This window comes from Erwinia sp. TECH1, assembly GCF_054057575.1.
The window spans coordinates 2,337,911-2,350,566 of sequence record NZ_JBSRZK010000001.1 but is presented as its reverse complement, the minus strand read 5'-3'; the positions used below and the strand labels follow the sequence as shown (position 1 = coordinate 2,350,566).

General features: G+C 58.7%; 12 protein-coding genes. 10 read left to right on the top strand and 2 right to left on the bottom strand.

The window, feature by feature from the left end:
* Nucleotides 1-3: 3 nt before the first annotated feature.
* Nucleotides 4-669 (bottom strand): aspartate/glutamate racemase family protein, encoded by a 666-nt coding sequence (locus ACVWZ0_RS11015; protein ID WP_253454241.1) that lies wholly within the window; start codon nt 667-669, stop codon nt 4-6.
* 224 nt (nt 670-893) lie between these two features.
* Here ACVWZ0_RS11015 and ACVWZ0_RS11010 point away from each other — a divergent pair, with 224 nt between their 5' ends.
* Nucleotides 894-2,132 carry an alpha-hydroxy acid oxidase gene (locus ACVWZ0_RS11010; protein WP_253454243.1) on the top strand — a complete coding sequence of 413 codons (1,239 nt, stop codon included), beginning with the start codon at nt 894-896 and terminating at the stop codon, nt 2,130-2,132.
* A 10-nt stretch (nt 2,133-2,142) separates the two neighbouring features.
* The gene (locus tag ACVWZ0_RS11005) at nt 2,143-2,838 is read left to right on the top strand and encodes a molybdate ABC transporter substrate-binding protein (protein ID WP_253454245.1); all 696 of its coding nucleotides are present in this window, start codon (nt 2,143-2,145) and stop codon (nt 2,836-2,838) included.
* A gap of 112 nt (nt 2,839-2,950) precedes the next feature.
* Here ACVWZ0_RS11005 and ACVWZ0_RS11000 read toward each other — a convergent pair whose 3' ends face one another.
* On the bottom strand, nt 2,951-3,988 hold the full coding sequence (locus tag ACVWZ0_RS11000; RefSeq protein ID WP_253454247.1) for a LacI family DNA-binding transcriptional regulator: 1,038 nt from the start codon (nt 3,986-3,988) through the stop codon (nt 2,951-2,953).
* Nucleotides 3,989-4,202: 214 nt separating this feature from the next.
* Here ACVWZ0_RS11000 and ACVWZ0_RS10995 point away from each other — a divergent pair, with 214 nt between their 5' ends.
* The 8 genes from ACVWZ0_RS10995 to ACVWZ0_RS10960 all read left to right on the top strand — a co-directional run bounded on the left by ACVWZ0_RS10995 (nt 4,203) and on the right by ACVWZ0_RS10960 (nt 12,641).
* Nucleotides 4,203-5,516, top strand: a complete 1,314-nt coding sequence (locus ACVWZ0_RS10995) for an MFS transporter (protein ID WP_253454249.1) — start codon at nt 4,203-4,205, stop codon at nt 5,514-5,516.
* Nucleotides 5,517-5,536: 20 nt separating this feature from the next.
* Nucleotides 5,537-6,175 (top strand): 3-oxo-tetronate 4-phosphate decarboxylase, encoded by a 639-nt coding sequence (gene otnC, locus ACVWZ0_RS10990; protein WP_253454251.1) that lies wholly within the window; start codon nt 5,537-5,539, stop codon nt 6,173-6,175.
* 27 nt (nt 6,176-6,202) lie between these two features.
* On the top strand, nt 6,203-7,348 hold the full coding sequence (locus ACVWZ0_RS10985) for a lactonase family protein (RefSeq protein WP_253454253.1): 1,146 nt from the start codon (nt 6,203-6,205) through the stop codon (nt 7,346-7,348).
* Between the two features lie 49 nt (nt 7,349-7,397).
* Nucleotides 7,398-8,105 carry a hypothetical protein gene (locus ACVWZ0_RS10980; protein ID WP_253454255.1) on the top strand — a complete coding sequence of 236 codons (708 nt, stop codon included), beginning with the start codon at nt 7,398-7,400 and terminating at the stop codon, nt 8,103-8,105.
* Between the two features lie 128 nt (nt 8,106-8,233).
* A complete protein-coding gene (locus tag ACVWZ0_RS10975) occupies nt 8,234-9,592 on the top strand; it encodes a c-type cytochrome (RefSeq protein ID WP_301289708.1) in 1,359 nt (452 codons plus the stop codon).
* Entirely contained in the window at nt 9,579-10,088 is a 510-nt protein-coding gene (locus tag ACVWZ0_RS10970) for a sorbitol dehydrogenase family protein (RefSeq protein WP_253454258.1), read from the top strand. The genes ACVWZ0_RS10975 and ACVWZ0_RS10970 overlap by 14 nt, the downstream gene beginning before the upstream one ends.
* The gene (locus tag ACVWZ0_RS10965; protein WP_253454260.1) at nt 10,085-11,719 is read left to right on the top strand and encodes a GMC family oxidoreductase; all 1,635 of its coding nucleotides are present in this window, start codon (nt 10,085-10,087) and stop codon (nt 11,717-11,719) included. Before ACVWZ0_RS10970 ends, ACVWZ0_RS10965 begins: the two co-directional genes overlap by 4 nt.
* 355 nt (nt 11,720-12,074) lie before the next feature.
* Nucleotides 12,075-12,641, top strand: coding sequence for a hypothetical protein (locus ACVWZ0_RS10960; RefSeq protein WP_253454261.1), 567 nt, complete (start codon nt 12,075-12,077; stop codon nt 12,639-12,641).
* Nucleotides 12,642-12,656: the final 15 nt, after the last annotated feature.

Genomic DNA, 12,656 nt, shown 5'->3' with positions numbered 1-12,656 from the left:
CCTTTACCCCTTAGCCGCAGCAAGTACGCTGGCCTTCATGCGTTTAACGGCGGCGTGCGGTGCGGTCAGCACCGGGATCGTGACCTGCTGACGCACGCTCTCGGCCGCGCGGGAAGTAGAAAAATGCGCCAGCATAATCACGTCGCAGTGCGCCAGCTCTTTCGCCCGCGCCGCCACCAGGCGGTTATGACTCTCCGCATCGCCTCTTTTCAGCAGATCGATGGCGTCCTCCACCAGCACCGTGGTCAGCTTCGCTTTCGAGCCCTGCTGCGCCACGTAGTCATCGAATTCCTCGGTCATGGTTTTCACCGCCGGGCCAAAAGTCGCCAGCATGCCGATATGGTTACCCTGCGCCACCGCCTCCATAAACATTGCTTCATTCGGTTTATGCACCGGCACCGGCAGTTCTTCGCTTAAACGGTCGATGGCCGGGCCAAACGCGGAACAGGTAATTAAAATGCCCTGCGCCTGCTGGGCAAAGCCATATTTTCCCAGCTGCACAAAGCGGTCGATCATCCCGACGGAAAGCTCACTTTCTCTGGCGCGATCGAGAGAAAGCCCGTCATCAAGCAGGTTGACCGTTTCCGCCTCCGGCCAGACCTCGCTGAATGCGGTATGAATAGGCGCCATCGCTACCGGTGTGGCGTGCAGTAAAACAATTCTGTTCATGAGCTTCTCCTGGAAGGCGTCGGCCGAGCGCACGGCGATGACCTAATGTAAGGGCTTACAAATGTCGCTGTAAAGTGAACTCCGTCACATAAATAGGCGATAATGCAGCCAGACTGTTATTGAAATGTTAGAGATGATTAGCCAGAATTGAAAGCGCTTACAAAATAAATTGTCTTTATCCGTTTATGACGCTGTGCGTCTAACCCCTGGATCCGAGAACGCTTATGACTTCATCTGCTAATACTCCTTCTGCCGCCATCGTCCCGCCAGGTGCGGCGCCTACCGTCGGCAATCCGGCGCTGAAGAAGGTGCCCCGTCATTTTCGCGATTTGCTGGCGCTGGATGATTTTGAACGACACGCCCGGCGCCGCCTGCCGGATATGATTTATCAATACGTGGCGGGCGGTGTCGAAACGGGCCGTGGAATTGCCGGTAATTTCGAGGCCTACCGTCAATACACTTTTGTGCCGCGCATGTTCCGTGATGTCTCCGGCCGCGATCAGCGCACCACCCTGTTTGGCCACACCTACCACCATCCTTTCGGCGTTGCGCCTCTTGGCGGCGCCTCTTTTGTCGCTTACCAGGCGGATATCGCGCTGGCGAAAGCGGCCAGGGCGATGAACGTGCCGATGATCCTTAGCGCCTCGTCGCTAATCAAGCTGGAGGATGTCCACGCTGCCAACCCAGACGCCTGGTTTCAGGCCTATCTGGCGGGCGATCAGCCACGTATCGACAGGCTGCTGGATCGCGTCGCCGCGGCGGGCTACCAGACACTGGTGGTCACCGGCGATACGCCGATGCTGGGCAATCGCGAGCACAACACGCGCAGCGGCTTCAGTATGCCGATTAAAATTACGCCGAAGGTCGCGCTGCAAAGCGCCATGAACCCACGCTGGCTGCTGGGCACGGTTGCGCAAACCTTTCTGCGCCACGGCGCGCCGCATTTTGAAAATACCGATGCCGAGCGCGGGCCGCCGATGATGTCCAGCAAGGTACGCAATACACACGCCCGCGACAAACTCAACTGGAAAAACGTCGAGGCAATACGCAAAAAATGGCGCGGCAACCTGGTAATCAAAGGCCTGATGTCGCCGGAAGACGCCTTTATCGCCCGCGATCTGGGCGCGGATGCGGTGATCCTGTCCAATCACGGCGGTCGCCAGCTGGATCATACCGTGCCGCCGCTGCTGACTCTGCCGGAGATTGCGGCGAAAAAAGGCGCGATGAAGGTCATTATCGACAGCGGGATCCGGCGCGGCACCGACGTAATGAAAGCGATGGCGCTGGGCGCGGATTTTGTCTTCCTGGGCAGACCGTTCCTTTACGGCGCCGTCATCGGCGGCCAGGCGGGCGTGGAGCACGCCATGCATATTCTGCGTGATGAAATTGATCGCGATCTGGCGCTGATCGGCGTTCGCACGCCCGGCGAGCTGGACAGCAGCTATCTGCGTAAAACAGGCTAAGGAACAGGTTATGAGCAACGGAACACTTCGTCTTTTCAGCGTGCTGGCTATTCGCGCGCCCTTCGCCGCCGTGGAACAGGCCTGGCTGCGTAGCCACGGCGACCCGCTGACTATTGACTGGAAGCCAACCTCGGTTATTGAAAAAAATATTGCCGACGGCGCAACGGCGGACGCGGTCATCGTGACCAAAGAGGCGATGGACAGGCTTATCGACCAGGGCGTGGTGGCGGCCGACAGCCGGGTGGAGCTGGTGGATTCGCCGCTTGGCCTGGCGATGCTGCCCGATGCCGTTTTGCCCGATATCAGCAGCGTGGCGTCGTTTACCCGGGCGCTGCTGGCGGCGAAATCGGTGGCTTATTCGCTGGGCGGCGCAAGCGGCATCTATTTTCAGGCGCTGTTAAAACAATTAGGGATTGAAGAGGCGATCAACGCGCGCGCCACCACTATCGCAGAAGGTTTTACCGCCGCGCAGCTGCTGGAGGGCACGGCGGATATCGCCGTTCAGCAAATCAGCGAGCTGCTGATGGTGAAAGGGATCAAGGTCATTGGCCCGCTGCCGCCGGGCGCGCAGAAGGTGCTCTCCTTTTCCGGCGGCGTTTTTAACCGGGCGGCCAGGCCAGAGGCCGCCGCCGCCCTGCTCAATTTTTTACGAGAAAAAGAGGCAATGCAGGCCTTTGCGGACTACGGGCTGACGGCGCGGAACTAAGCGGCGCTTGGCAGTCTTTAGCGGTCTACGCACTAACGGCACGAGGCTGAGCGGCGCCCGGCAGACTTTTTCGGCCTGCGCACCGACGGCGCGGAACTAAGCGGCGCACGGTTTAGCCTTTGGCGGCGCGCGGTGCGGAGCCGGTGCTGCCGCGCACGATCAGCTCGGGTTTAAGCAGGGTCTGCACGGGCGCGGTTTCGCCATTCAGCGTGGCGAGCAGATAGTCTGCCGCGACCTCACCGATGCGATCCAGCTCCACGCGCATGGTGGTCAGCGGATGCTCCAAATGCTCGGCATATTCATAGTCATTGAAGCCGGTAATCGAAATATCGTTCGGGATGCGCAGATAGCGCTCGCTGGCCGCCCGCATCGCGCCAAAGGCCAGCAGATCGTTACCGCAGATCACCGCCGTCGGCGGATTTGCCCCGTCCAGCAGGCGGAACATCGCCTCGCGCGCTTCGTTCATGGTAAAGGCGCTGTTGATCAGATTGGCCTCGTCCAGCGTCAGCCCCGCCGCTGCCAGCGCCTGCCGCGTGCCGGTAATACGATCGGAAACGCGATCGTTGGACGGCGGCGTCCCGACGATCACGGCAAAGACTTTATGCCCCAGCGCCAGCAGGTGCGCGGTCAGCTCGCCTGCCGCCAGCTCGTTGTCGTAGCCCACGCTGGGATAGCGCGCGTCCACGGAAAAGGTCTGGATACAGGGAATATTCTGTTGAGTGATGCGCTCCCACAGGCGCGGGTGGTGGCTGTTGCCCACCAGCATCAGCGCATCGATGCCGTATTCCACCAGCTTATTGACCTCTTTCAGCTCGGTATCGGGATCGAAATCGGAGCTGGCCAGCAACATGGTATAGCCGGACTGATGGATCTGCTGCTGGAAAGCCGCCAGCGGCCGGGAAAAGGTTTCCGTCGCCAGCGTCGGCACTACCGCACCAATGGTCATGCTGCGGCGAGAAGCCAGCGTGCGGGCGGCGCGGTTAATGACATAGCCCAGCTCTTCGCAGGCGCGCTCAACCGCCTCCCGGCGCGACGGACGGACGGAGGCGCTGCCGTTCAGCACTCGTGAAACGGTAGCGGTGGATACCCCCGCACGCAGGGCGACATCGTCCAGCGAAACGCGGGCGGATGGCGATGGCTTATCGGACATCTTCAGACTCCAGAGCGAAATTAGTGACGTTGCCCACAAAATTTACAGACAACCAATACCTCTATTTGAAAGCGCTTACTTTTTGCTTGACTGAATTTTGTAATCGCTTACTTTTAACATCATATTATCAAATACTGAAAGAACTTTACTTAACCATAACATTAAGGCGGGCGCGCTCGTGCATTACGGCCCCGAAATCATAAAGGAATTCACCATGCGTAGATACCCGCAGATCCGCTGGCTGATGATCGCGTTCTGCTTTTTCGCCATCGCCATCAACTACATAGATCGCATTAATTTAGCCATCGCCGCCCCACATATCAAAAAAGATCTCGGGCTGGACGACACCAGCATGGGGCTGATCCTTGGCGCTTTTTTCTGGACCTATGCGCTGATGCAGATCCCGGCTGGCCGACTGATTGACCGCCTGGGCGCGCGCACCGGCCTGGCTATCGCCGTAGGCTGGTGGTCGCTGTTTACCGTGTTTACCGCTTTTGGCCGCGGCTTTACCTCCATTTTCGCCTCGCGTCTGATGCTGGGCCTGGGCGAATCGGGCGGCTATCCGGGCTGCGCCAAGGTGGTTTACTCCTGGTTCGCCAAAAAGGAGCGCGCCACCGCCAGCGGTATCTTCGATGCTGGCCCGCGCGCGGGCAGCGCCATCGCCCTGCCGCTGGTCGCCTGGCTGATCAGCACCTGGGACTGGGAAACCTCGTTTATCGTCACCGGCGCGCTGGGGCTGATCTGGGTAGCTATCTGGCTGGTTTTCTACCGTGAACCGGAGGAGATGAAAGGCCTGAAGGAGCAGGAGCGCCAGAATCTGCTGGCCGACCGCAGCGTACAGACGCTGGGGAAAAACGAAAAAGTGCATATCGCCGGTCTGTTCCGCTACCGCACCGTCTGGGGAATGATGATCGGTTTCTTCTGCATGAACTTTGCTACCTACTTCTTCGTCACCTGGTTTCCGACCTACCTGACCATGGCGCATGGCTTTTCGCTGAAGGAGCTGGGCACGCTGGGCGCGATCCCGGCGCTGATGGGCATCCCCGGCAGCCTGCTGGGCGGCCTGACCTCCGACTGGCTCTATCGCCGGGGCTTTTCGCTGACCACCGCCCGTAAATCCTGCCTGATTGGCGGCATGCTGCTTTCTTCGGTGATCGCCTTCGCCGCTTTCACCAACAGTATCCCGGTGATCCTGACGCTGTTCTCACTGACCTACGCAGGCCTGGCCTTTACCGCCGCCAATATCTGGACCCTGCCCGCCGACGTCGCGCCCAGCGCGGGCTATGTCGGCACCCTGGGCGGCATTCAAAACTTTGCCGGCAATCTGGCCGGGATCGTCACCGCCTCCTTTACCGGACTGATGCTGACCCTCAGCCACGGCTCTTTCGTGGTGCCGCTGCTGGTGGCGGGCGGTATCTGCCTGTTCGGCGCGCTTAACTTTATGTTCATCATGGGCAAAGTGGAGCCGCTGGCGATAAAAAAAGACGAAACGGCCGGTAAGGTAATGACGGCCGATCACAAAATTTAACCCGGATGCGGAGAGAAGCAATGACTACTGAACAGCAGCTGCGCGAAGAGATCTGCCAGGCAGGCAGAAGCCTTTACGAGCGCGGCTATACCGTCGGCACCGCAGGAAATATTAGCGCTCGTCTGGAAGATGGCTGGCTGATCACCCCTACCGATGCCTGCCTGGGTCGCCTGGTGCCGCAGCAGATCGCTAAGGTCAGTCGTGAAGGCGAATGGCTGTCGGGCGATAAGCCTTCGAAAACGCTGCTGCTGCACCGTCAGGTTTACGACCGTAACCCGGAGGTTCAGGGCGTGGTGCATACGCATTCCACTAACCTGGTCGGGCTGACGCTGGAAGGGGTCTGGCAGCCGGAATGCATTCTGCCGCCGATCACGCCTTACCAGGTGATGAAGGTCGGCCGCATTCCGCTGATCCGCTACTGCCGTCCCGGCGCGCCGCAGGTGGCGGAACAGGTGGCTCAACTCGCCTGCGAAGTGCGCGGCGTGATGCTGGAACGGCTTGGCCCGGTCGTCTGGGGCCGTTCGGTGCTCTCCGCCTGTTTCGCGCTGGAAGAGCTGGAAGAAACCGCCCGCCTGTGGCGGCAGGCAGCGGTGAAACCCCAGCCGCTCGGCGACAGCGACGTCGCGGAACTGTGCGAAGTTTTCGCCGCGCGCTGGTAAGGCTTTTTACCCTACAAGGAAATAATAATGAAAAAAATTTACGCAGGCGTGCTGCTTTCTCTGGCAGCCCTGACGGGCGCGGCTCAGGCGCAAAGCCTGGTGTATGTTTCCAATGCCGAAAGCGGCACCGTTACCGGCTACCAGCTGGATAAAGCGAAAAAAGCGCTGGTACCGATCGGCAGTTTCCCGGCGGGCGCAAAGGCGATGTCTTCCGTTGTCTCACCCGATAAGAAAATGCTTTATGTCTCGGTACGCAGCAAGCCTTACAGCGTGGTGGCTTATCATATCCAGCCCGATGGCCAGCTGGTTAAGGCCAGCCAGTCGCCGCTGCCGGAGAGCATGGCCTATATCTCGCTGGATAAGCAGGGGCGCTTTTTGCTGAGCGCCTCTTACGGCGGCGACTTGTTCAGCATTAATCGCATCGACAGCAACGGTCAGGTGCAGGCGCAGCCGGTACAGGTCGTGCACACCGGCAAGCGCGCGCACGCTATTCAGGTCGATCCCGGCAACCATTTCCTGTTCGTCACGCTGCTGGGTGCCGATCAGCTGTTGCAATACCGCTTTGACGCCGCCAGCGGCAAGGTAACGCCCAACGATCCGCCCTTCGTCAATATTCAGAGCGAGGCGGCAACCGGCCCAAGGCATTTTGTTATTGCGCCCAACGTGGACAAACAGGGCAAGCGCAGCCTCTACGTGCTGACCGAAATGGCGGGCAATATCAGCCAGCTGACGCTGAACGCCGACGGCACCACGACGCCGGTTGCAACGGTAAATTCCGTCTCGCCCAAAGAAGATATGCAGCGCGGTGAAGCGCGACCGCTAACGGGTGACGACGATCTGCCGCCTTCGCATAAGCCACGCATCTGGCAGGCGGATATCCATATCACGCCGGACGGTCGCTTTCTTTATTCCACCGAGCGCACCAGCAGCACCCTGTCCTCTTTTTCCGTCGATCCCCATGACGGGCATCTGACTTACCTCACCAGCATTAAAACCGAGCAGCAGCCGCGCGGCTTCGCTATCGACAGCAGCGGGCGCTTTCTGATCGAGTCCGGACAAAAATCGACCCAGCTTTCGCTCTACTCTATCGATCCGACCTCCGGCGCGCTGACGCTGAACGGCCGTTATGCCACGGGCAAAGGCGCCAACTGGGTATCGCTGGTCGAAGAGTAATTACTACGGGCCCGGACGGGCCTGAATGGCAGTCATAACAGGAGAGAGTATGAAACGCAGACATCCCTTCCTTTCCGCCCTGTGCGCTACGGGCCTGTTCGCCCTGACGGTACCAGCCGGACACGCCGCGGAAAAAGTGGTCGCCACCGATCTGGAGCCGCTGCATCACGTGATCCTGGAAAATCAGTACGTCACCGTGATGCGCGTCATGATCCGCCCCGGCCAGTCCACGCTGTTTCATGAACAGCACCTGGATTATGTGAACACCCATATCAACGGCAGCCTGGTGCATATTTCCTATCCCAACGAGCCGGCTAAAGATACCGAGATGAAAACCGGCAATGTGAAGTTCGGCGCGCATCAGGGCAAATCCGATACCGATAAGGTCACCAACACCGGCACCACGCTGAACCATCAGGTGGCTTTTGAGATTAAACAGAACGGCCCGCAAAACTTTGGCGGCGCGACCCGGCCTGAGCTGCCCGAATTCCAGCAGGTGCTGGATAAAAAAACGGTCAAGGGCTGGAAAGTCACTCTGCAACCGGGCGAAAGCACCACGCTCTATAGCCAACACGGGCCGGGCGTCCGCGTCTTTTTTACCGAAGGCCGCCTGCTGGAGTCGGTGCCCGGTCAGCCTAACCACAATAAAGAAGTCTGGCTGCATCGCGGCGACGCCATCCTGACCCAGCCAGGCCAGGTAGAACTGATCAACGGCGGAGAAACGCCGCTGATCTTTAACGATTACGAGCTGCTTTAACCCGATTGAGGGCACGCGGCACGGCCGTTTGCCCCTGTCCATGATGACGAACCGCCCGGCTACAGGGCGGCAGCATTTTTCTTTTTACAGGAGCATGTCAGGTGAGACGATTAAGTCTGCCTTTGGCGATGAGCCTGATCCTTTTCACCGGGATAACGTCTGCCGCCGTGCAGCCTTCGGGTGATCAAGATCTTATCGCTAAGGGAAAATATCTTGCGCTGGCCGCCGACTGCGGCGCCTGCCACACGTCGCCACAGCAGGGCGCGCCGATGGCGGGCGGCTATGCGATCCACTCACCGCTGGGTGATATCTATGCCAGTAATATTACGCCCTCAACCCGTTACGGCATCGGCGAATACAGCGAGGCGGAGTTTGCGCGGGCAGTGCGTGAAGGCATCGATAAACAGGGGCGCCATCTCTATCCCGCTATGCCTTATACCGCCTACAACAAAATCAGCGACGAGGATATTCACGCCCTGTATCACTATTTTATGCACGGCGTTGCGCCGGTGGATCGCGCCGCGCCGCAGACGCACCTGCCTTTTCCCTTCAGCATCCGCGCGTCAATGCTGGTCTGGAACTGGCTGTTCGCGGAGAACCAGCGCTTTGTGCCGCAGCCGGATAAGTCGCCGGAGATCAATCGCGGCGACTATCTGGTCAACGCGCTGGCCCACTGCGATACCTGCCATACGCCGCGTAATTTTTTGCTGGCGCAGGACAACGATCGCGCCTTTTCCGGCAGCAGCCTGGGTAGCTGGTATGCGCCCAATATCACGCCTGATGCGCAGTCCGGCATCGGCAGCTGGAGCCACGACGAGCTGGCGCGCTACCTGAAAACCGGGCATATCGCCAAAGCCCAGGCCGCCGGGCCAATGGCGGAAGCGGTTGAGCACGGTCTGGCGCATCTTAGCGATGGGGACATCCAGGCGATTACCGCCTGGTTGCGCCAGGTTCCGGCGGTCAACCGCGGCAGCGACCGCGCTCGCGACAGCTATGGTCAGGCTTCGGATGCCGAACAGCGGCTGCGCGGCCAGAGCGGGCAAAGCGATCCCGGCTGGCAGGTTTTCAGCGGCAGCTGTGCCAACTGTCATCAGGCCCAGGGTCAGGGTAACGATCGCTACCCTTCCCTGTTTCACAACACGGCCACCGGCGCGCCTCAGCCCGATAATCTGGTTTCCGCCATCCTGTTTGGCGTTCGGCGGGATGATATCGCTATGCCCGCTTTCGGCCCTGATGCCGAATTTACCAATCGCCTCAGCGATCGGCAGATTGCTGACGTCAGCAACTACGTACTGAAAAACTTCGGCAATCCGGCGGTAGTCGTTACGCCTGAACGGGTGAAGCAGCTGCGTGAAGGCGGCGATACGCCTTTACTGGTCAAATTAACCCGTCCCGCCGCGCTACTGGGGTTACTGCTTGTGGTGGTACTTATCGTCGCGGGCCTTGTATTACGCCGTCGAAACAGGAGGCAACATGCAGCCCACTAATCCCGGCCGCCGCCGGCTGCTGAAAGGCATGGCCGCGCTCTCCCTCAGCGCCTGCTGCGCCACTCTTTTTCCGCGTCAGCTTGCCGCGCAGCCCGCTGCCGCCGATTTTAACGCGCTGTCCGCTTTTCTGGTCAGCCGCCCGGTCAGCGCCATTCTCAGCCAGCGTTATTATGCCGCGTTGGAGCGTCACTATGCGGATTTCCCGTCCCGCTTCGCCGCGCTGGCGGATTATCTCGCCGAACGGCGCTTTGCCCACGTCGATGACTTTTTGCAGGCCACGGCCAGCGATACGCCGCTTTTCCGCACCGCCTCGCTGATTATTGGCAGCTGGTACACCGGCGTGGTCGGCGAAGGTGCGAAAAGCGAACTTATCGCCTACGCCGACGCCATGATGTATCAGCCAACGCAGGGCATTCTGGTGGTGCCGACCTATGGCAGCGGCCCGGATTCCTGGGGCAGCAATCCCGAAACGGTTAAAATGGAAGGTCAGCAATGAAAAATATCGATGCCGATGTGATCGTCATTGGCTCCGGCGTCATGGGCGGTCTGGTCGCGACCCAACTGGCAAAGGCGGGAAAATCGGTGATTATCGTCGAAGCCGGCCCGCGCGTTAAGCGTCAGGAAATCGTCGAGCGCTTTCGCAATTCGCCTTTTAAGATGTCCCTCACCAATATGAAACTCCAGGGCGTGGGTTCACCCTATCCCGATTTGCCCCACGTCCCTTCAACCTATGGCGACTACTTACAGCAGGCCGGCCCGGTAAAATACCCGACCAAATACCTGCGCGTGGTTGGCGGCACCACCTGGCATTTTGGCTCCGCGCTGTGGCGCATGATCCCGAACGATTTCAAACTGCAAAGCCTGTATGGCCGCGGTCGCGACTGGCCCATCGCCTATCAGGATCTGGAGCCCTGGTACGGCGAGGCCGAACGAGAGCTGGGCGTGTCCGGCATGGACGGCCAGGATGAGAGCGGACACGGCGGCGAAGCCTGGCCGCCGCGCTCCACGCCTTTTCCGATGAAGGGGCTGGAGCCCAGCTATCTTTTTAAACGGCTTTCCGTCCTGCTGGGCAAAGGCGGCTATCATCCGGTGATGGAGCCGAACGGTCGCGCCACGCGGCCTTATGGTCAGCGCCCGGCCTGCGCGGGCAACAATAACTGCAATCCGGTTTGCCCAATCGCGGCAAAATATGACGGCTCAATGCATATTGATGAGGCGGAGCGTCACGGCGCGAAGCTGCTGGATAACTCGGTCGTTTATAAAATAGAAGCCGATGAGCAAGGTAACATCAGCGGCATCTGGTATCGCCGTCCCGATGGCAGCAACCATCACCTGACCGCTAACTACTTTGTGCTGGCCGCCTACGGGATTGAGTCGCCCAAGCTGCTGCTGATGTCCGCTTCCGAACGCTATCCGCACGGCATTGCCAACAGCTCCGACCAGGTGGGTCGCAATCTGATGGGCCATACCGGCATCAGCATGAACGTAATGATGAATGAGGATGTCTGGCCGGGCCAGGGGCCAACGGAACTGCTGGTTTACCTCAACAATCGCGACGGTGATTTCCGCAAGGATTTCCCCAGCTATAAAATAAAAGTGCGTAATACGGTGCCAACGGCGGACTATGCGGCCTCGCTGATTAAGAAAGGCGTGCTCGGCTCAAAGCTGGATGAGGAATTAAAAAGGATGTCGGCGCGTTCGCTTAATTTCGCTATCGACTTTGAGACGCTGCCGCTGGTGGAAAATCGTATCGTCCCCAGCAAAACCAAAAAGGACGCAATAGGGATACCTGTACCAGAAATATATTACAGCGTCACCGACTACTGGCACGCAGGAAAAGAACAGGGCCTGAAGGATTTTGATAAATTTGCTCAGCTACTAAATGCGGATATATCAAAAATTGATACGGGTTATCAGGATCGCCAGCATATTATGGGCACCACAATTATGGGTGATAATCCGGCTGATTCCGTGGTTAACAGACAGTGCCAGAGCCACGACCACCCTAACCTGTTTATCGCCGGCACCAGCGTGATGCCCTCTGCCTCCTGCATGAACCCGACGCTGACCGGCGCCGCGCTGAGTCTGCGCCTGGCCGACTATATGCTGAATACCGTTAAGGTTTAAATTAACGGGTTAGCGTTATTATACGGGCAGCATTAATACCGACTGCCCGTTATTTCCTGTGCGGCCCATTTGAGCATTTGGGCATTTGGGCATTAATATGAAGCTGCTTCAGAAAAAAATGTAAATCTCATGGCAGTGTTGCAAAAAGCTGAAGCCATCTCGAATATCCAGTGTTAAACTCCCTGGCAGCAGTAAATTCCTTTTTCATTCTTCTCTCGCCGCAATAATATAGCGGCAGGACAGAAAAAGGAGTTCTGCTATGTTTTACGATCGCGTTGCGTTAAGGAAATCGCCGCTCGTGTCCGGGAAGGAAAAACGAGCGCGCGCAAGGGATAAACCACAGGGAGGAGAGCCGATGAGCAGGCAGGTTAACCGTTTTGACCGGCTGGAACAGGATACGCATCAGATAAAGCTCAATTTAGCGATATTAACCGAGCGGGCCGAAACTTTCGTTACTAAAAACGATTTTAACGCGCTGGCCTCGCGTGCCGACACCTTCGCCACTAAAAGCGATATTCGCGAGCTGGCTACGCGAGCCGAAATGCACGCTGTCAAAAGCGATCTGCAGGTGCTGGCTGAACGCGCCGACACCTTTGCCACTAAAAGCGATCTGCAGGTGCTGGCTGAACGCGCCGACACCTTCGCCACCAAAAGCGATCTGCAGGTGCTGGCTGAACGCGCCGACACCTTCGCCACCAAAAGCGCTCTGCAGGTGATGGCTGAACGTATGGAGACCTTTGCCACCAAAAGCGATATCCTCGGACTGGCTACGCGTGAAGAGCTGGCTGAGGTCAGGAACGATCTGAACCTGTTGCGGGTCGAGATGTATAAAGCGCTAACCGGACAGACTAAGTGGCTGACGGCCTGCATGTTTACGGTAGCGATCCTGAGCCTGACTGCTGCAAAGCTGATTTTTGTCTGACGGAGCGGACGTAAA

What these genes read in the sequence shown, in the direction of transcription:
- ACVWZ0_RS10965 (WP_253454260.1), top strand. Translation starts at nt 10,085, where the DNA reads ATGAAAAATATCGATGCCGATGTGATCGTCATTGGCTCCGGCGTCATG.
- ACVWZ0_RS11010 (WP_253454243.1), top strand. Translation starts at nt 894, where the DNA reads ATGACTTCATCTGCTAATACTCCTTCTGCCGCCATCGTCCCGCCAGGT.
- ACVWZ0_RS10960 (WP_253454261.1), top strand. Translation starts at nt 12,075, where the DNA reads ATGAGCAGGCAGGTTAACCGTTTTGACCGGCTGGAACAGGATACGCAT.
- otnC (WP_253454251.1), top strand. Translation starts at nt 5,537, where the DNA reads ATGACTACTGAACAGCAGCTGCGCGAAGAGATCTGCCAGGCAGGCAGA.
- ACVWZ0_RS10980 (WP_253454255.1), top strand. Translation starts at nt 7,398, where the DNA reads ATGAAACGCAGACATCCCTTCCTTTCCGCCCTGTGCGCTACGGGCCTG.
- ACVWZ0_RS11015 (WP_253454241.1), bottom strand. Translation starts at nt 669, where the DNA reads ATGAACAGAATTGTTTTACTGCACGCCACACCGGTAGCGATGGCGCCT.
- ACVWZ0_RS10995 (WP_253454249.1), top strand. Translation starts at nt 4,203, where the DNA reads ATGCGTAGATACCCGCAGATCCGCTGGCTGATGATCGCGTTCTGCTTT.
- ACVWZ0_RS11000 (WP_253454247.1), bottom strand. Translation starts at nt 3,988, where the DNA reads ATGTCCGATAAGCCATCGCCATCCGCCCGCGTTTCGCTGGACGATGTC.
- ACVWZ0_RS11005 (WP_253454245.1), top strand. Translation starts at nt 2,143, where the DNA reads ATGAGCAACGGAACACTTCGTCTTTTCAGCGTGCTGGCTATTCGCGCG.
- ACVWZ0_RS10975 (WP_301289708.1), top strand. Translation starts at nt 8,234, where the DNA reads ATGAGCCTGATCCTTTTCACCGGGATAACGTCTGCCGCCGTGCAGCCT.
- ACVWZ0_RS10985 (WP_253454253.1), top strand. Translation starts at nt 6,203, where the DNA reads ATGAAAAAAATTTACGCAGGCGTGCTGCTTTCTCTGGCAGCCCTGACG.
- ACVWZ0_RS10970 (WP_253454258.1), top strand. Translation starts at nt 9,579, where the DNA reads ATGCAGCCCACTAATCCCGGCCGCCGCCGGCTGCTGAAAGGCATGGCC.